General features: G+C 49.3%; 18 protein-coding genes and 1 pseudogene. 14 read left to right on the top strand and 5 right to left on the bottom strand.

Features of this window, described 5'->3' with window-relative positions; all coding sequences use genetic code 11:
- Positions 1-20: 20 nt before the first annotated feature.
- The 4 genes and pseudogenes from DHN43_RS23570 to DHN43_RS23555 all read right to left on the bottom strand — a co-directional run bounded on the left by DHN43_RS23570 (position 21) and on the right by DHN43_RS23555 (position 2811).
- Entirely contained in the window at positions 21-1142 is a 1122-nt protein-coding gene (locus DHN43_RS23570) for a tyrosine-type recombinase/integrase (protein ID WP_159096969.1), read from the bottom strand.
- 14 nt (positions 1143-1156) lie between these two features.
- A complete protein-coding gene (locus tag DHN43_RS23565; protein WP_199914853.1) occupies positions 1157-1408 on the bottom strand; it encodes a helix-turn-helix transcriptional regulator in 252 nt (83 codons plus the stop codon).
- 170 nt (positions 1409-1578) lie between these two features.
- Positions 1579-1866 (bottom strand): annotated as a pseudogene (locus tag DHN43_RS27465) (DUF2312 domain-containing protein); the annotation flags it as partial.
- 612 nt (positions 1867-2478) lie between these two features.
- On the bottom strand, positions 2479-2811 hold the full coding sequence (locus tag DHN43_RS23555) for a helix-turn-helix transcriptional regulator (RefSeq protein ID WP_108820276.1): 333 nt from the start codon (positions 2809-2811) through the stop codon (positions 2479-2481).
- A gap of 459 nt (positions 2812-3270) precedes the next feature.
- Here DHN43_RS23555 and DHN43_RS23545 point away from each other — a divergent pair, with 459 nt between their 5' ends.
- The 13 genes from DHN43_RS23545 (at position 3271) to DHN43_RS23480 (ending at position 17302) form a co-directional block, all read left to right on the top strand.
- On the top strand, positions 3271-4164 hold the full coding sequence (locus DHN43_RS23545) for a helix-turn-helix domain-containing protein (RefSeq protein ID WP_108820275.1): 894 nt from the start codon (positions 3271-3273) through the stop codon (positions 4162-4164).
- Positions 4161-4826, top strand: coding sequence for a hypothetical protein (locus DHN43_RS23540; RefSeq protein ID WP_108820274.1), 666 nt, complete (start codon positions 4161-4163; stop codon positions 4824-4826). The genes DHN43_RS23545 and DHN43_RS23540 overlap by 4 nt, the downstream gene beginning before the upstream one ends.
- Positions 4813-5310 carry a hypothetical protein gene (locus DHN43_RS23535; RefSeq protein WP_108820273.1) on the top strand — a complete coding sequence of 166 codons (498 nt, stop codon included), beginning with the start codon at positions 4813-4815 and terminating at the stop codon, positions 5308-5310. The genes DHN43_RS23540 and DHN43_RS23535 overlap by 14 nt, the downstream gene beginning before the upstream one ends.
- Positions 5311-5371: 61 nt before the next feature.
- A complete protein-coding gene (locus DHN43_RS23530) occupies positions 5372-5827 on the top strand; it encodes a hypothetical protein (RefSeq protein ID WP_108820272.1) in 456 nt (151 codons plus the stop codon).
- A 164-nt stretch (positions 5828-5991) separates the two neighbouring features.
- Positions 5992-6798 (top strand): DNA adenine methylase, encoded by an 807-nt coding sequence (locus DHN43_RS23525; RefSeq protein WP_159096968.1) that lies wholly within the window; start codon positions 5992-5994, stop codon positions 6796-6798.
- Between the two features lies 1 nt (position 6799).
- A complete protein-coding gene (locus tag DHN43_RS23520; RefSeq protein WP_108820270.1) occupies positions 6800-7987 on the top strand; it encodes a metallophosphoesterase family protein in 1188 nt (395 codons plus the stop codon).
- Between the two features lie 2 nt (positions 7988-7989).
- Positions 7990-9846: an ORC-CDC6 family AAA ATPase gene (locus DHN43_RS23515; RefSeq protein WP_108820269.1), complete on the top strand. Its 1857-nt coding sequence runs from the start codon at positions 7990-7992 to the stop codon at positions 9844-9846.
- Complete coding sequence (locus tag DHN43_RS23510) at positions 9839-10762, top strand: hypothetical protein (RefSeq protein WP_108820268.1); 924 nt, start codon at positions 9839-9841, stop codon at positions 10760-10762. The genes DHN43_RS23515 and DHN43_RS23510 overlap by 8 nt, the downstream gene beginning before the upstream one ends.
- A 109-nt stretch (positions 10763-10871) precedes the next feature.
- Positions 10872-11498, top strand: a complete 627-nt coding sequence (locus DHN43_RS23505) for a hypothetical protein (RefSeq protein WP_108820267.1) — start codon at positions 10872-10874, stop codon at positions 11496-11498.
- Positions 11499-11659: 161 nt separating this feature from the next.
- Positions 11660-12283 carry a DUF1441 family protein gene (locus DHN43_RS23500; RefSeq protein ID WP_108820266.1) on the top strand — a complete coding sequence of 208 codons (624 nt, stop codon included), beginning with the start codon at positions 11660-11662 and terminating at the stop codon, positions 12281-12283.
- Between the two features lie 621 nt (positions 12284-12904).
- Entirely contained in the window at positions 12905-15145 is a 2241-nt protein-coding gene (locus DHN43_RS23490; RefSeq protein ID WP_108820264.1) for a phage terminase large subunit family protein, read from the top strand.
- A gap of 4 nt (positions 15146-15149) precedes the next feature.
- On the top strand, positions 15150-15728 hold the full coding sequence (locus DHN43_RS23485) for a hypothetical protein (protein WP_108820263.1): 579 nt from the start codon (positions 15150-15152) through the stop codon (positions 15726-15728).
- A complete protein-coding gene (locus DHN43_RS23480; RefSeq protein ID WP_108820262.1) occupies positions 15728-17302 on the top strand; it encodes a phage portal protein in 1575 nt (524 codons plus the stop codon). The genes DHN43_RS23485 and DHN43_RS23480 overlap by 1 nt, the downstream gene beginning before the upstream one ends.
- Here the strand turns inward: DHN43_RS23480 and DHN43_RS23475 are convergent.
- Entirely contained in the window at positions 17281-17898 is a 618-nt protein-coding gene (locus tag DHN43_RS23475; RefSeq protein WP_108820261.1) for a hypothetical protein, read from the bottom strand. The two genes, DHN43_RS23480 and DHN43_RS23475, sit on opposite strands and share 22 nt — an antisense overlap.
- A gap of 107 nt (positions 17899-18005) precedes the next feature.
- Here DHN43_RS23475 and DHN43_RS23470 point away from each other — a divergent pair.
- Positions 18006-19159 (top strand): HK97 family phage prohead protease (locus DHN43_RS23470; protein ID WP_199914852.1); only part of this gene is annotated, 1154 nt, incomplete at its 3' end.

Raw genomic sequence — 19159 nt, 5'->3', positions numbered from 1 at the left:
AGTCAAGGTGTCCCACCATTTTAGCTTTTTCCGGCAAGGTGTTTTGAGCCTTTATCCCCAAGCGCCTTGCGTTGAGCTTTTTTGGTGTAGAGCTCTGCCTGATCCAGCTTTGTCCAGCCAAACATAGACATGAGTTGATTGGCTGTTGCTCCGTTTTCAGCGGCGATTACAGCTCCGGCTTTTCTGATTCCATGGGCTGAGCAGTGGGGCAGGCCTGCTGTATCAAACCAACTGCGCATGCGATTGCCCAGGCCTTTGACTGAATAGGATTTGCCGGTGTGTGTGACCAGGAATGTGAGGTGGTCGTGATCTATTCGTGCAAGGGCCTCGGCAAGTGGTGGAAGAACTGGCATGTCCACTTCGACGGGTTGAGCCTGTAGCTTGCTGGTTTTTTGTGGTCTTATTTTGAAGCGCAGTTGTGGGCCATCCTCTGTTTTTGTGGTGTAGAGGTGCTGCTTGCCAAGGCGGGCAACATCTGAAATGCGAAGGCCTGTATAGCGGAAAATCTGCATGGCAAGATAGGCTTTTGTGCCACCTGGATGTTTTTGAAGGTAGGTGTCTATCTCTTGCTCTGTCAGGGTGTGAATGCCGTTGCTTTTGGTCCTGAATTTTTTAACGCGCTCAACCGGGTTTTTGTCCGCCAATCCGACTTCAACTGCCCAGTTAAACATAGTCGAAAGGGCTTTGAGGCGGTGGTTTGCCGCTTCCGGTGTTTGTGCTTTTTGATCGCGTAAAATGGCTATGTGTTGTTTTTGAAGGCCCGTGAACGGCATATCTGCAAGTGGTTGGCCGGTGCGGCTTAGGCAGGTTTCCATGCAGACTGCGTCCAGTACCCGGCGTTTTTGGGTACGAGTGGCGGGTGCTAAGTTTTTGACTGCCCGTTGCAGGTATTGCTCTACCAACCAACGGAAAGTGCCCTTTAAGGCTCCTTTTTCTGGTTTGTTGCGCAGCTCTATAAGAGGTTTGCCGGTTTCGAAATCTAATCCCAAGCGGGCGTAGCTGAGTTCTTCATAGAACTCCTTTGAGCCGTAGGGTTGGCGCAGGCGCACTTTGGGGCAGCCCTTTCGGCGATAATACCAGCGTATATTGCCGTGCCGGTCCATATCACGGATAACGCATTTTTCTGGTTTCGGGGTGCTCATTCTCTCGCACTCCATTAGACAAAATCTGAAAAGGCACCTTCTGAATGGTTGAAGGCTTCTCCGTTTACATGTGGCAGGTCGTCAAAGGCTCTGTCCAGCTCCTGAATGTCCCAGACCTTACGACTGGCAATTTGCCTTGCTGAAGGCATGAGGCCTTGCTGTATCATGCGTTCAAACAAGCCTGCACTGACGCCAATGTAATTGGCGGCCTGAGTTTTGTTCAGGCCGCGTGGCGAAATTTGTTTTTTGCGAAACGGCTCTTGCATCATGCCCCTGCTGGTTGGTTCTCGTCCTGAGTGGCAAGCAGGGTGGTTTGCATTTGCCAGCCGGTGGCCCATTGGGTGTGCCTTGGGTCATCTGTGAGGAACGGGTTATCTGTTGCGACTTTGCCCGCGCTGGCGTCATCGATGCCTTGCTGTTCTGCAATCGTGTATTCACCAGCCATGCCCATGGCGTGCAGGTAAAGATCCAGCATGGATTGCTGCTCTTCACGCTCATGCGGCTTCTGCTTCCGCAGTTTGAGAAGCAGGCGCATGGTTGGAACATCAAACCCGTTGCCTTTGGCTTCTGTGAAGACGTCCTTGATGTCGTCTGCAATGCCCTTTTTCTCAGTTTCCAAACGCTCAATACGATCTACGAAGCTGCGCAACTGATCAGCTGCTATACCGCCAGCGTTGGAGCTGGGCTGCGGAGCGTCGTCCTGTTTCTTCTTCCGAGGTGCCATGTTGAACCTCACTGAGTTGGAGCTATGGACAGGGCGCGGCTTCGACCAGCCGTTCGAGGCTAAATATTTCCGGCTGCAATAAGCTGTAGTAGCTGGAAAGACTGTGTGGGCTATTCGACTTTACGTCCGTATCTCCCAAGTCAGGTAAAACATGCATTGCCTATTCCTTTCGCAATAGAAAGCTGCGGGACTTGTTGTGTGGGGAATTGGCCGTTGTTTTTATGCGGCTTCACTTCTTTGTATTCTAGAAAGTGGTACTCATGGCAAATCTAACAAATTTAGAATGTCAATATACATGTCTAAATAAATTAGAAAACACCATAGTCTGGTCAGCTATATCTAGGAGTGGTGTTTGTGAATTTAGACAACAGAAGGCAATGTGCCGGAAATGGGTAGGCAATACACGCTCAACATGCTTTTATGCGGAATGCAATTAATTGGTCAGTAGCTGGTGTAAAGCTACGTGTGTCTCACTTCAGACATGTTTCGGCAGAAACATGGTGAGCACATTGGACAGTATAATAAGAGCAATGATGGAATTTTGGTTGGTGGAAACGAGTAGATAGTTCAGGAGGTGGTCATGGATGAAGATCGGCGATACAAGTTGTTGTTTTATGGGGCTTGTAGATCACCGCTGTCATTTGACTTACTCGAAATGCTGTCACGTAATATGGATGAAAGCTCGTTGGCCATCCTGGTTGGCAATGCATCAATGTTGCCGCAGTATATAAAATCCAGCGATATTCCGTATCTCTCGCGCAGCTTAAGTGCTCCCTGAATAGAAATGCGAAAATCACCACTTTGCCATTGGCTCATGGATTTTTGCTGTACGCCAGCAGACTCTGAAAACTCTTTTTGTGACATACCTACATATGTTTCAACCGCGCGAAGGCGAGTTGCAATATCCGCAAAAGGTCCAGAAATATTTTTAAGCTTTTTCGTCATGAGCTTAGACTAACACATTCTACATTTCTTAGACCATCGCTCAGATCACATATTGACGCATTCTAAATTAATTAGAATACTCTTGGTATGACTACAGCTAGGATGATCGCGCAGAAACTGGGAAGAGACAAATTGCAAAGTGCTCTCGGGGTTAAGTCGGGCGCTGTAAGCGCTGCCGTTGTGCGAGGGCAATTTCCTGCTTCGTGGTTTCATGAGATGGAACAGTTGGCGCTTGTCGCCAATATGGAACTGCCACGCCATCTCTTTAATTGGAGACGTGGCAACGGGAGACGGAAAGCTATGGGACCGTGACCGCCACAAGCCGCTAGGGCTGTTCTGAGGGTATAGTTACAAGTCACCTTGTTAGCTTCAATCCCTTTGTAATCAGAGCGCGTATTCCGCCACTGATTTTCTAGTTCTCACTTTTCCAATTATCCGCACTGCTCAGGAGGTTATAAAATGCCTAGACCTGTTAACCGTCCCCGTTTGTCTTTTATTCCTGCTGGTGTGTTTGAGGATCGGCGGTTGAAACCGCGTGATATTCAGGTGCTGGGCGTCCTTTGCTGCTCCACGGACGGCAACGGCGTGACCTATCGCAGTCAGGTAAAGATTGCCCGGCAGTTGGAGATTGCGCGTTCTACGGTGCAAAAATCCATTGGCAACCTGGTTAAGGCTGGGTGGCTCCGGGTGATGGCTGGTATCCGCCCTGATGGAGGCAGTTGTTCCCACACCTACCGTGTGATGCGGGCGCTCAAAGAAGAGGAGGAAGAGCAGGGCGACCTTATAGAGGATGTTCCACATAAAGCTCATGTAAACGAGCTTAAAGCTTCGTGTGAAAATCGGCAGTCCCTGCCACCCCAGATCGGCACCTATAAGAACGAGTCCTTAAAACCTAAAGAAGAAGAAGACAAAGCGGCTGCGAGTAGGTCTTTTTGCGAAAACGCTTCTCCACTCTCACAAGCTCCCACAATTGCGGATAGAGCCGGGCAAAGGTTTGTTGAGGGCTGTAGCCGGTTTCTACAGTCACTTGGACTGGACCCAACGACAGCACAGGTGCGGGGCGGCCTAAATCCGGTTTGGGGCTGGTTGATCCATGGATGCGATCTTGAAAAGGACGTAAAACCCACGATTGCCCATGTTTTGGGGCGTGCGCCGGAGCAACCGCGCAGCCTCAACTACTTCACCCGCGCCATTCTTGCGGCCAAACGCAGCCGGGAAGAGCTGGGCAAGATTGAAGGCCGGTTTATCCCTGATGGCAGTAAGGCTAAAGCAGCGCGGGCGCGGGATCTGGACAGATCTGCAGAGCGTTGCCGTGCGGCAATTACCAAAGTGTTTGGTGAGGGCTATGCATGAGCGCGGCAGTACAGGCAAAATCAACCAATGACCTCATAGCGCAGCACTTTTTGAGCACGTTGGGCGGCACTTTCAAAAAGGTGCCAGGCAGCAACGAGGAAGCCTATTTCACCTCTTTGCGGGAGAAGCTGAGCGGGTTTTCAGAGGACGTGCTGAAAGCGGGAGCGGATGCACTGGTGTTGGCTGCAAAAAGCACTGTTTGGCCGTTTGTTGGGGAGTGCGTGAAGGCCTGCACAGAGGCACAACGGCAGCTGGAAGGCGCACCGGAACCAAGCCTGCAGGTGGGCGGCTATCCTTGGCCGGAGCATGTGGCGATCAAAGTGATGGTGGGAGCGAATGCAGACACTGCGCTTTCGGCCTGCCTTGCTGGCTGGCAAGCGGATCTGGTGGACTTTGTGCGCCGGGAAAAGCGCATGCCGGATATGGCGGAAACTGAAACTCTCGTGGTCGCCACAATGGAGCGCAACCGGCGCGTGGCCGGGCAGGTGCAAACTGCTCTGGACGTGTTGCGCGGCGAAACCACACGGGAGCTCGCAGCGCTCCCGCCAAACCATCCCATTCAGTTGATGGCAGATACTTTTGAGCGGCGACGTGAACGGCTGGCGGGCCTGATCGCTAGAGAAGTTTTACGACATGGGGAGATGCAGGATGTTGAGCTCTAAGAATACAGATCCACTCCGCTTGCGCGGCACCAAGAAAGAGCAAAAGCAGGAAGCGCTGCGCCGGGCAAAGTATCAACGCGGGCAGGCGCTGGAATGGCTTTACAACAACAAACACATCACCAAGCTGCAGTACCTGGCAGGCTGTAAGATCCGGGCGTTGTATGCTGAGTGTGAGGGGCAAGCCAGTTCCATCGACTTCACTCAGCCCCGCGTTGACTGCAGCCGCAAAGTGCGCGACTGGCTTCTTGTCTCCACCACAGACGCAAACAGAACACTGGAACGGATAGCAGCCCTCTTGGGTCCTGATCAGTCGCAGGCAGTCTTCGCTATTGCTGGGCAAGGGCTATCGATTACAGAGGCGGCCATAGGCTTTGAGGAGAATGAAGCGAAGCGGGAGGCGGGGACGCCTAGCAGGGCGACACGGGACTATGTTTCGAGGTTGATGCGCAATGGATTGGGGCATGTGGCGGGGGAGTTTGAGTAGTGAGACACTATCAGGCATCATAAACAGGTTTCATTCTGCTCATTGGGAAGGAGTAAATTAATTGAAAAAACACGAAGAATTTGCGGCGGAGGCAAGATTATACTTTGCATGTGCGAATGATGCAGACAAGAATGTTGGGAAGTTCCCCGCATACGCAATGTCAGCTCCACGGCCGGTTATGCTTTTGATGGCATTCTCTATTGAGCTATCGCTAAAATCGTTTTTGCTTGAAAATGGCTGCAGCTATAAAAAAGTTAAAAAGCTGGGACATAACTTGGCTAGATTGTGGGACGAGTGCAATGCTTATGGTGCTGACAAGATGCTTGTTTTGAATGAAAAGGAAATTCAATTATTGGCGGTTATTAGCGACCTGCATAGAAACATGTCTCTTAGGTATCGAGTGCCAAGCAAACTGGGGCGCTTACCTGTGTATGGAGCACTCGAAGTGTTGGCGCACAAATTTTTGGTGCTTTGTAAGGCTCCTAGCTTAAAGATAATACATGAAACTGGATTCTAACCTGATGATCGATGAGTATAACAGGTTATCTAGCAGTCTCTATCAATTGTGTTTCGTCTGCTATTTCGATAATTAGCTATTACTAATGACGATGAGAATCATTTCATCTTCAAGGGGGTAAAACTTGGATAGCCTCACTTTATGCTTGGATAATGGAAGCTATTATGTCCGAAACGTTAAAACTGCTAAAGTGGGCGGGTAGCAAATCCAATGTTTCAGAGAAAATCAAATCCTATTTAGATTTCTCTCGCCCATACATCGAGCCTTTTTGCGGATCAGCAGCGTTCTTTTTTAAGTTCGAACCTCAAGTAGCATTTTTGAATGATGTCAATGAGAATTTGATGGATTGCTTTCGACATGTCAGAGATAGTGCTGATGATGTTTGGAAGATCTATGATAAAATTGAAATTTCTGAGGAGCGATATTATGAAGTTCGCGAGGAGTTTAACGAGCTTCAGCTAGGAGTTGAGAAGGCGGCAAGATTCGTCTACTTGAATCATTATTGCTTTAACGGAATATACAGAACAAACAAAAAAGGTGAATTTAACACACCTTTTGGCGCCAAAAAGAAGGTAAAGCAAAAGCTTTCTTTGAATGACTTTCAGAATATTTCATCTGTTTTGAGAAAAGCTACTATTTCAAGTGATGATTTCGAGGCATTTATTGATACCATTAAGCCTGAACGTAGTTGCATTTACATGGACCCTCCGTATTTTACAAACGAAGCACGAGTATTTAGTGAATACAACTCTAAGCAATTTCGCGGAGATGATCTAGCTCGCTTGTTGAAGATTTCAAAGAAGTACGCGACTAACAATAGAATTGTGATCTCTTATAGGGATTGCGGCGAGTTTAGAGATTTATTTGAACCATACATTTTGGGCACGGTGCCGGTCACTAGAAATGTGGGTGGGTTTGTCGGGCGTAGAAAGACTGAAACTGAGTTGCTAGCTGTAATTTGCGAAGAATAATATGAGATTTCTTGTTGTAAGTGATATTCATTGCATGTCATCTGATTTGGAAGGTGCAAATGTCTATTTTGGAAACGAGGGAAGCTCGTTTAACATTGAAGAAAGATGTCCTTCCAAAAACCCTATACTTGCGCTTACGAAGTGTCTTTCGGACGAAGAGTTGCAAGTTGACGCAATACTTTGTTTGGGTGATTTTGCCCACCAATCCAAGCAATTGCCACTTATGCAAGCTTGGAACGATTTACACCATGTTGCGCAAAAACTGGATATTCAGAATGTAATTGGAGTGACGGGCAATCATGATTTGCTTTCTCGTATCGAAGACATAGATCAAGCTCAACAACGAATTGATTTCTTAAAGCAAATTGCTCCTCCATTCCCTTTCAACGACAGTCAGCAAAAAAAAGACTATTTTGCTGATGGAGTTGCAGTTCTTTCACTTTCAGGATGCGATATCATTGCTGTTGATACGTGTAGACTTCATGGATTAGGTGGAGACGCGAATGCTTCGCGATCAATATGGTCGATAGGTTATCTTAGCGAAGCGATGATTGCAAAAATTATTGAGCTCATCGAGCAATCTGAAAATAGTCACTTTATTGTAATGATGCATCATCACCCGTTGCGGGTCGATGAGATTCTAGATTCTGATTACGATCAGATGGCTGATGGTGCCAAACTTTTGCAAGCGCTTGGAGATACTGGAAAATCATGTGTTGTTGTGCACGGCCATAAGCACATGGTGAAGTTAAGAAGTGCGGAGCTGGGGCAGGTTAAGCCGATCGTCTTTTCAGCGTCTAGTTTTGCCGCCTATCCATACCGCAATCATGAACGTTACTTTGCAAATCAGTTCCATATCCTGGACTTCAACTTAGATGTTCCAGGGCCTGAAGGTACAATCTATTCTTGGGATTGGGGTGGGGGGAAATGGGAGCGAAGTAAAACGCCTAACATGCCTTACACGCGTCCATTTGGGAAAGACTATGCGATCGATGATATTGTTGCTAAAATTTGTACGATAGATTGTACCTCAATGGTTGCTAAAAGTGTTCTCTTTGAGTCTGTACCAGAGCTTGCATATGTAAGTACGGACGAAGTGGAAGTAATCAATAAAAAATTAATTGAACACGATTTGTCGATTGTATCTGCGCTGTCAGATATTCAAGCTCTAATTCGCGGAGTGCAGTGATTATGATTTCGACACAATTCAATGCGCGAAATGCGAGCCCGAAAGATATCGCTTCTTCCTTCGTGATGCCTGAATATTTTGAGCAGGCCGCAGCTTATCAGAACTTGGTTTTAGTTGGACCCAGAGGGTTAGGTAAAACTACTATAATGAAAGCGCTGACAGCAACTGGTTTATATTACTTGCACCAAAGAGAAGAGTTTGCAGATCGCCTTAGAAGAGTAAACTTTGAGTATATTCCAGTTTACATCCCTGCAGAATCGATTTGGAAGGGTACAGCACAGCTTGTATCAAACTTAGAGATCTCGAAAAGTGACAGAGATTTAATTTTAAATGGTCTGTTTACTGATCATTGTTTGTATCAATTGATCGCTTCGTTTGAAGATGCCAGATTTGTTAGTGATCTCACCATTCAGGGAGAGGCGGTTCCATGGGCCGCGCACCTAACTGATGTACAGGAGTCTCAGATATGCGAAATGTGTTCTGAACTCTGGTCGTTACCTACAAAGCAGTTTTCGTTTATCGGGCTCAAGCTTGCTCTCTTAAAGCGGATCAACATGTTTCGATCAGCGGTGAGTCCTTTCAACTCAAGTGCAAATCTAGATACTATCCGGCTTGTAGGGCATCTCGACTTTTTAGTTATGCTAAAAGGTTTTTTTGATGCTGTTGAAAGTCAAATCGGTGTGCACCGGTGGAGTGTAAGTTTTGATGAAATGGAGATTGCTCCAAAAAGAGTTTTAACTCGATTGTATGAAAACTTGCGCTCTTTTGATCAGAGAGCTGTTTTGAAGTTTTCATTGTTCCCATATATTGATTTTTATGACTTAGAGGAACGACTTAGGACAAGCGAAACTGGCCCTGTTGATGGCCAAGACTTTCACTCAATCATTCTTGCAAACAAGTTCGCGGATGCTGATCATAAATTCTCAAAAGAGCTTATTCAAAAGGAGTGTGAGAACAGAGGGATCGCGTTTAGTGAGTTCGTTAATTACCTCAATAACTCAAGTGCAATAAAGAAAGACACTCGCAAGTTTGTGTCTAAAGGTTTTGAACGACAGGTTAGTGCTATCTACACAGCCGCAAAATCTGCTGGAGATAAGTCGTTCATTGAGCATATGGCAAACAATGATTTTAAGAATGTGTCTGATATAGATGGTCTAAGAGGTGAAAATCTAAGAGCTTCTTATTTGAGAAAAGTTGCGCCGATTGCTGAGATTAGGAGTTACTACTTCTCTAAGGCAGACAAAAGTAAAACTCGACAATCCTCGACAAGGCGCCGTTCTGCTAAAGGTTATGGCTATTATCATGGCTTCGATCAGTTATTAAGTCTAACGGAGGGAAACCCGAGAGCTGTAAAGTACTTGCTAAATGAATTATTCGTTAGTTTTAACGATGGGGTGGATTCGAGAATAGCACAGAACCGTGCAATACCTCGCAATGTAGATCGTTTTCGGGCTTTGATCGCATCCTATAATCCGTCTGTGAAAAGCGCAAATGAGGTCTATCCGACACTTGCAGTTGTCGATCGACTAGGAGAGACACTGTCAGAAAACTTATTTGATAGCAAATTCCAACCTGAGCCAGCGCTTTCTTACCGTCTGAAGGGCGTATCTACAAAAATTAGAGACGCTTTGATTATCGGAATCAATTCCGGGGCGCTCGTAGTTGATCAACGATCAGATGGAAAGCAGTTAATATTTGATCTTGAAGGTTGTCGTCTTCGTATCTCTCATCGCTTAGCGCCGTTTTACAAGTTGCCTACTATTACCGGGCAAGAAAGAGTTCTTTCTGCAATGCCACACAACAGTAAAAAGCAAGATGAGCAACCAGATTTATTAAACTGGGCCACAGAAGATGCTTGATATTATTTTAGTTGACCCCAAGTCAGTTCAGCCGACTGTTTTTATAGGCTGTATTGGTTATGAACATCGATCGATAGAAAGATTGCGTAATAGAGACGATGAGCTATCTGGTACGGATATCTATTTATTTGATTACCGAAGTCGTGGGATACACTCTTATGATGAAAATTTATCTGTGGTATCAGGCCTAGATTGTGTGCGAAGGAGCGATTTTTCACATCTCTTGAATGATTTGCAGAAGGCCCTACCAATTGAGGGTCAAGTAAACCTAGAGATTGATGTAACATCATTAGATCGAAAAAAAATTTCGGCGATGTTGGAATTTCTGTTCTTGAATTTTGACAAATTCGCTCAAGTTTTGATTACCTACTATCCTCAATCATTCGTTTTACCCAAAGCAACTTTAGATCATGTGAAAGACTTCGGTCCAATATCTGCTGCATTTTTGGGTGAGGCGAGTTTATCTCGAGAGCACTTAACCCTCATTGCCGGAGCTGGCTATGAGTTTGGGAGAATAGTTGGAGCGATTGATGTGCTTGAGCCAGAGCGTATTTATTGCTTTTCACCGGTAGGTACAGACAAAAGATTTGAAGAACAAATTCAAAAGAATAATCTTGATTTTAGTTTTTTGGAGCAACCTGAACTACTGCAAAGCTACAATCTTCTAAAACCAGAAAAGCTTTATTTTGAGCTGAGGCGTGTTGTGGAGTTTGAGGCGAGAGAACGAAATGTTTTGCTGCTACCATTGGGGCCAAAGATTTTCGCTGCCATTTCTATCTTGATCGCGTTGATTTGGCATCCTGCTATCATGGTGTGGCGCCATTCCACAGTCGCAAGTGATGAACCCAATTCATTGTTAGACGCTAAAGCCTCTGGGAGTTTGGTTGAGTTAGCGTTCGAGTTTATCGAGAGGTAAACTTTCAGGATACTTGACACCCGCAGCACTAATAGGCATGATTCAATTAAGATAAAAAATTGCGCTTTCAGGTTTGCACCTGAGGGCGTTTTTTCGTTTTGGGGGTGCTATGATCCGCTACACCGCAAACTTTGATGAAGTTGCGAGTGGGCTGACCAAAGCAGAACAGCGGCAGGTGCCTTATGCAATCAGCTTAGCTCTGAATGAGACAGCGCAGGATATCAAGAGTAATAGCGAGAAGGCGTTAAGCAGGCGATTAGATCGCCCTACACCCTTCACCAAGCGCGGCCTTGCACTCAAGCGGGCAAGCAAGCGTAACCTATCGGCCGTTGTCTTCTTCAAGGACAGGCAGGCAGAGTATTTGGAGCTGCAGGAGAAGGGTGGAACCAGAAGGCCAAAGCGGAAAGCGCTGGCGGTTCCGTTCTCGCAGCGGCTCAACAAATACGGCAACCTCCCACGGCGTAGTATTGACCGGTTGTTGAAGCGGCCGGATGTGTTTCAAGGTGAGATCAATGGTGTTGAGGGAATCTGGCAGCGCCCTAGGCGCGGCAAGCGCCGGGATAGCTCACGAGGCACCAAGGGCCGCACAGGTTTAAAGCTGCTGGTTGCCTATGAGAAGAGTGCCGACTATCAACCGCGCCTGCGCTTTGAAGAGGGTGCGCGAAAGACCGCTGATGCCCGGATGAAACGCAACTTCCGGCGTGCGATGCAGAAGGCCCTGAAAACAGCCCGTTAAAACTTGGGGGGTGCGTTTCTGTATTCTGAAAAGCCTTGGGTCCTTCCTGGGCACGCGCCGGCCTGCGGGTAGTTCGGAACTGCGGGACATTGGTTTGTGTGGTGCGCGGAAGCACTTGGTGTTTTCGTTTCTGTTGTTGTTCCAGATTGAAGGGGGCGTGCATGGAGAATGTTGAACGTTATCCGCTCCCTGACGGTGTGGAAGATGTGGTGGTGAATAAGCGCCATCTCGCAGAAGCTTTTAAGAAGAGCCTGCCTACCATTGATCAATGGATTTGCGAGGGGATGCCTTGTGAGAGCAAGGGCACCAATGGGCAGGCTTACGAGTTCCGGTTGTCTGTTTGCTATGCATGGCAGAAAGATAGAGAGGCTGTAGAGGCTGCGGAAGAAGAGAAGATCCAAAGCAATATCCGCCAAATGCAGATGGCGTTGCTTGGTGGTGGTTCTGGCAACTCTGAAATGGCGCTGACGCCAAGGCAGCGCAAGGAACTTTATGAGACTGAGGCAGCCTATAACAAGCTTGCACAATCACGTGGTGAGTTGATCGCCCATGCTGATGTGGTGGCGTTGCTGGAACGGACGTTCTCAGCGGTTCGCAATGCGGTGAACGGCATGCCTGACCGGTTGTCCCGCGATGTTGGTTTGGATGGTCGCCAGTCAGAGGCGGCGGTTGTGGTTGCTGATGATCTGCTCGCAGAACTTCACCGGGAGCTTTCTGAATTCATGCAGGCAATGAGCGCGGAAGAAAACACCGGGCAGGCTGCCATGATGGAAGCTGCTGAATAACTCGGGTTTAGATTTGGGAGATTCAATAACGGTTTCTGCCTGAGGCAATTTTCACTAGCGAATTTACTCCTAGTAATACTTACGCCCACAAGCAGTGCAGACCCAAGGATTACGTGAGTTTTTCATAGATATGTAAATCCAGACGAAAATCCATATCCCTAAGATAAGCGTTAGGATCAAGTGCAATAAATGCGCAGTGGTATGCTTATGCTGCCAAGTAGGGTGTTTGCAGAAAAAGCAGTGCGTCATTCTATGGGCCATGCGTTTGCTCGTTAAGAGGATTTGTGCTTCAGCAATTTGCAAACTTCCCAGAAAATCCCAAAGACGATGCCAATTGCTATCAACTTTAATGATCCATCAATAGCTTCTCCAGTTGTCGCGGTGCCTAAATACCGTCTAGCGAATGCCTGATGGTCAACCGAAGAGGCGCCAATTATGCCGAGCAGTAGGCGAAGTGATCCCACAACTAAGAGTATGTAGGCGATGACCCGACTTAGTTTTGCAAAGAACATTCTCATTTCCTTAGGCTCAACAGGTTCCTAACTGCCCATAAAATAACGCGTTCAAGCAGGAAAGGAATTTCCTGTTTTTCGTGGGGCTATTGCTCGGGGTCAATTCAACATGCCCACATCCGAACTTCCGCCCCGTGCGCACGGGTGGCGGCCGCCTGCTTATGCGAGTGCGGCCGGGTGCCTTGCTGATGCGCTGCCAATCCTTGCGCCGGTGCGGCGTATGTCGGTCTCGAACTGGGCAGGTGGTGAGCGCAAGCTGCGGGACAATGGGGCAATCATTGCGTGGGATAACAAGGTAACGCCTTACATGGTGGAGCCTATGGACATGAGTGCTTCGCGGCGCTTCCGGGGAACGGTGTTTGCCGGGCCTGCGCGGACCGGCAAAACGGATGCTTTGATAATCAACCGCATAGGGCAGGCGATCTGCTGTGAGCCTTGCGACATGCGTGTCATTCATATGGACAGAAACGCGGCGCGTGAATTTGCCTTGAAAAAAGTAGGGGCGCTGATCAACTACACGCCTTCAATCAAGCGGCGCTTAGGCCGGGGCCGGTTCGACAACAACATATTAGACAAGCGTTTTCAAGGCGGCATGACGCTGGATATCGGTTGGCCGGTGGTCTCCAAAGTGTCTGCTTCTGATCTGCCTTTAATGCTGCTGACTGACTATGACCGTGCACCGGAAGACATTGAAGGGGAAGGCAACCTGTTTGACCTTGCCTTGAAGCGTACGGAAACTTTCGGTTCCCGTGGGATGGCGATTGCAGAGAGTTCTCCGGGCCGCCTGATTGAAGACGATGACTTCTTGCCGCCTGAGGGTGCGCCGCATATGGCACCACCGGCAACAGGCATTTTAGCGCTTTATAACCGGGGCACCCGTGGGCGCTATTACTGGACCTGCCCGGATTGCGCTGAAGTTTTTGAACCAGATTATGAGTTGCTGCATTTTCCAGAGGACGGCAGCCCGAAAGAGCGCGGCCTTGCAGCCGTGATGGCGTGCCCGCATTGCGGCGCGATCTTTGAACCACGGCACAAGGTGGAGCTAAACCGGGCGGGCCGCTGGCTTCATGAAAGCAAAACCGGGGAGCTGGTGAGCGTTCATGATGAGGCTTTGCGGGAAACGGATCTTGTCACTTACTGGCTAAAAGGGGCGGCCGCTGCCTTCCAGTCGTGGGCCTCGCTGGTTTCCAGATATGAGACTGCTTGGCAGGAGTTCCAGCAAACCGGAGATGAGACCTCTTTAAAGACCACTGTGAACGTTGATCAGGGAAAGCCTTATTCTTCGCGCATGGTGGAAGATGAAGATGATTTGAGCGTGAAGCAGCTGAAGGACAAGGCAGAGCACTATCTGCTTAAGGTCGCACCACCGGAAACCCGCTTTCTTACCATTGCGGTTGACGTGCAAAAGGGCCGCTTTGTTGTTCAGGTGGATGCCTGGGGGCCGGGGCTGGAACGCTGGTTGATTGATCGCTTTGACCTTCACACTCCGCCTGCAGGTGCGCCAAGCGCTGATAGCAGGGTGATAGACCCGGCAAAATACAAGGAAGACTGGGACGCGCTTTTACCTTTGCTGGAAAGGTACTATGCGGTTGCGGGCAGTGGCTACCAGATCAAACCGGCTGCGCTGATTGTGGACAGTGGCGGCGCTGATGGTGTGACGAAGAATGCTTATGCCTTCTTTCGTAAATCGCGCAAGCTTGGCCTGCGCAGGCGTGTGTTTCTTGCCAAGGGGCTGGACCGCTGGGACCGGGACCGGGCAAAGGAAGTCACGCCAGAAAAGGAAGAAGGCAAGCGCGTTAAAAAGCGCTCTGATTTGAGAATTGTTCGTGTGGGCACATGGCGGCTGAAGTCCGAAATTACCGCAAGCCTTGCCCGTGAAGATCCCGGCGCAGATGCCTATCACCTGACCCGCAACCTACCAAATGAAGTGTTTGAAGAGTTTTGCGCAGAGCGGCGCACTCCGAAAGGCTGGGTGCTTCGCAAGGGGCGCAAGAGAAACGAGGCGCTTGATCTGGGTGTTTATGGACTGGCCTTGGTGCTGGTTCTGCGAGCAGAAAAAATCAACTGGAAACGCCCGCCGATTTGGGCGCGATCTATGGAAACCAATAGTTTTGCAGCACTGCGGCCAAAGCAAGAGGCAATCCGTGATGTGGGTTCAAAGGATCTTGCCGGGGAAAATGTGCCTGAAAATCCACCAGTACCGGCGCAAACTGAAGCGCCGGAGACGCAAGCGGAAGAGCAAAAACAGGCGGTGCAAACAACGGTGACGCCGAAACGGGCACCACCTAAAAAGGTGCGCCGAAAACCAAGGCGCAGAGGCAACGGTTTAGTGGCTGGGCTGCGAGGGTGATGAGATGGCAGGAAATGGATTTGACGAGCCTTTAAGCTGCGAGCCTAAGGCAGTTCGGGCCGGTGACTTTGCATCATGGCGGCGGGATGATCTGGCGCGAGACTTCCCACCTGATGAGTACACGCTTTCCTATGTGGCGACACTGGAAGGGGAAGCCCCGGCAAAAATAGAGTTTGACGCAACCGCCAGTGAGGGCGGTTTTTTTGTGGGCCTTGGCAGTGAGCAAAATGCAGACTGGACCTCCGGGGCTTACCAGTGGGCGGCGTTTATTACGCGCAAGAGTGATGGGGCGCGGAAGACCGTGGGCAGCGGCCGCTTTGAGGTTCTGCCGGATCTGGCAAGCGGGGACGCCATAGACTTGCGCAGCCATGCCCGACGCATGCTGGAACAGTTGGAAGCGCTGATAGAGGGGCGGGCAAAATCTAATGTTGCTTCCTATGAGATCGCAGGCCGTAAGCTGACAAAGCTAACCCCAAAAGAGCTGCAGGATTGGCACACCCACTACCGCAAGCTGGTCAGAATAGAAGACCGCAAGCGCACGGGCCGGGGCAGTCACCGCTTGCGGAAGGTGGAGTTTAGATAATGGGTGCATTTGCAAGATTTTTTGGCAGACGTAACAAGCCTGCAGAGCTGCCTGTTAAACAGCCGGGCGGGGCGGTGCGCAAATACAAAGCGGCCCGCCCGGATCGTCTTGTAAAGTTCAAGTTGATGGGGCTCAATTCATCCTTGATGCGCGATGCCCAGGAAGACTTGTTGGGGTTGGTTTCCCATAGCAGGGAGCAAAGCCAGAACAACGATTACCTGAAAGGCTTCTACTCCCATTTGCGGCGCAATGTTGTGGGTCGCAATGGCTTGCAGATTAAGCCGGTTGCCCGGCTTGGTGATGGAAACTTAGACCGGGACAGCAACAAGCTTATCCGCGATGGTTTCCTTGAATGGAGCCGCAAGGGGATCTGCACCACCTGCGGCAAGTTCTCTTTTGCAGATAGCCAGCGCATTGCATTAACAGCCGCCGCCCGTGATGGGAACTTTCTTGCCCGCAAATACATTGGGCCGGAGTTTGGTCTGTTTGGTTTCCAGATCCAGCACCTTGATATCACCATGCTGGATGTGGAGTTAAACAAAGAGCTGGATCACGGGCATTACATTCTTGCCGGGGTGGAATGTAACGCGGTGGATCGCCCGGTTGCCTATCACATGTTTAAGCACAACCGCTCTTATTACGGTGGCCGTGGGGAGCGCATTCGCATTCCTGCAGATGAGATTGTACACCTTTACCTGCCCTTTGATCAAACTGCCCCGGTGATTGGTGTTCCATGGGCGCACACGGCTTTGCGGCGCTTGGCGCAAATGAACAGCTTTGAAGACGCAGCCCTTGCGAACGCTGTTTATGGTGCGCAGAAAATGGGCTTTTACACCCGCTCTGCAGATGCTGACCCGGATGAAGAATTAGGCGGTGGTCAGGCGGCCGGGACCAATGGCGAGGCGGAAGACGTAGAAGAAGAAGAATTCTACGATGAGCAGGAACGGCCCCGGCTTGAAGAAATGGAAGCCGGTGTTTTGGAAGAGCTGCCACAGGGCTATGACTTCAAAGCTTTTGACCCTGCCTATCCAAGTGGGGAGATGGAACCTTTCATAAAAATCATGCTGCGCGGCGTTTGTTCGGGCCTTGATGTGGCTTATTCGTCTTTGTCCAGTGATTTGGAAAAGGCCAATTTCTCATCATTGCGGGCCGGGCTTGGTGAAGAGCGCGAACAATGGGGCGTGCTGCAGGGCTGGCTTGCAGATCATTACTGCGGTTCCATCTTTCCTGATTGGTTGCGCATGGCGATGCTGAGCGGGCAAGTGCGATTGCCTATGACACAGCTTGCCCGGTTTCAGGCGGTGGAATGGACGGGCCGGGGCTGGCAATCAGTCAATCCAAAAGATGATGCGGCCGCAAATAGAACCAACATGGAATCCCGCATTAAAAGCCCGCAGGAAGTGGCTGCAGAGCGTGGGCGCACTCTTGAAGATATCTATGACGATTTTGAAGAGGCAAGGGCACTTGCCAAAGATCGCGGCATAGATCTTGACGCGGTGCTTTCTGCATTCATGAAAGCGGCTCCGCCTGCTGAAAAAAGTACTTTGGATGATCAGGGTTCACCACAACTCTGAAGAAACTGTGGGACTGAGTTTTTGTTGCCGTTTATTTTGAACTTAAATGCGGTTTCATGCGTGAAAAACGTGATGTAGCGCGGGTTATCGGTTCTGAACTCAGCAATAAGAGCGTTTTGGTTTTCCTTGCTAAGAGCAAGGCTTAGCAGGCTGTCTAAATATTCTTCATTGATCAGAGTAAGTTGCAGGTCTTTTATCCATAGTCCTTCAAGTCCTCTTCTTCTCGGTGAAAAATGGAGGGTGCCGTTGTGGCCTTTTGAAGGGAAATTCAACCAGTCACGTCCATAAAGAGTTGTTTTAACAAGGACTTGAGCTTGTTGTTCTTCAGCGCATAGAAGGAAGACACTCCCTGGCTTAAATGCAGTATCTGACTCTGCAATCTTTAAAGTCGCTGCAGGCTTGAAAGCCAAAATGCTAAGGTCATCCTGAAGGGTGTACTCTTTGTAAAGACTGTAGGGCCGTTTTGCTTCTGGCTCTACGAGTACCAACAGCAAAATGACAGCCGTGGGGATGAGAAACCAGGCTGATATCAAAAGCAGGCCTATGCATGCATCCTTTATTTTTTCGAAAATATCAGATGGGTGAGGCTTTCTCATATTGCGCCTTATTAGAGATTCCTTTGTGCGAATTTACGGAACTCTATCAGAAGTTGAGCTTAGTACATAAGCACTTATTCCAATGAACTCTGAGGACTAACCACACCATGCCAACACATGAATTGAAGCTGCCGGAACGGTTGTTCCGGCAGGGGTCTTTCGTGCGTGCTCAAGAGGGCGCGGAAGAGGATCTTTTAGAGCTTTCGTTTTCCAGTGACGCACCCATTCGCACCTATTGGGGCGTTGAAATTCTGGGTCACGATGAAGGCGAGATTGACCTTGATTTCATTGAAAGCGGGCGTGCGCCCCTGCTGATTGACCACCGGGCAACCGTTGCAAATCAGGTGGGCGTGATTGAGCGCGTGGAGATCAAGAACGGCAAGGGCCGGGCTTGGGTTCGCTTTGGTAAATCAGAGCGGGCGCAAGAGATTAAACAGCGCGTTTTAGATGGAGAGCTGACCAATGTTTCTGTTGGCTATCAGATCCGCAAAGCCCGCTTGGAAGAAGAGCATGACGATGACTTAAACGTCTATCGCATCACCCGTTGGACCCCTCATGAAATCTCAATAGTTTCCGTCCCTGCAGATCCGTCTGTTGGGGTTGGTCGGTCGCAATCTGAGGGGGCTGTTGTTTCCATTGCACTTGAAAGAAAGGCTGCTGCAATGCCCGCACCACTTGAAATTGAAAACCCAAACACCGGCCCTTCTGAAGAAGAGCTGGTACAGATCCGCACTAAGACGGCGGAAGATGAAGCCAAACGCATTCGCGAAATTGAAGCGACTGCAGCGGAATGGAATTGCCGGGATATTGCGAACGATGCGATCCGCTCCGGTATGTCTGCAGGTGACTTTTCAACCAAAGTCTTGATGCTTCAAGGCGAGCGCGGGCAGGAGAAAATCTCCGGTGCTGCGGATATTGGTTTGAGCCAAAAAGAGCGCAAGCAATTCTCATTTGTGCGTGCTTTGAATGCTTTGGGAAATCCGACTAATGCGCAGTACCGTGAAGCTGCTAAGTTCGAGTTTGAATGCTCGGAAGAGGCTGGCAAGAAACGCGGCAAGCAGGGGGAAGGCATTCTTGTTCCTTCTGATGTGATGCGGGCGGATATGAGCGGGCAGACCCGTAACCTGTCAACGGGCACAATCGGGGCCGGTGGCGCTCTGGTTTCTGATAACCTGCTTGCAAGCAGCTTTGTTGAGTTGCTGCGCAAGCGTGCAGTTGTGATGGGCATGGGCGCCCGCATGCTGCATGACCTAGAGGGCAA

The organism is Pseudovibrio sp. Alg231-02, assembly GCF_900143565.1.
Taxonomy (GTDB): Bacteria; Pseudomonadota; Alphaproteobacteria; order Rhizobiales; family Stappiaceae; genus Pseudovibrio.
Note: the sequence above shows the minus strand (reverse complement) of the source record. Positions and strands in the feature narration are given on the sequence as shown.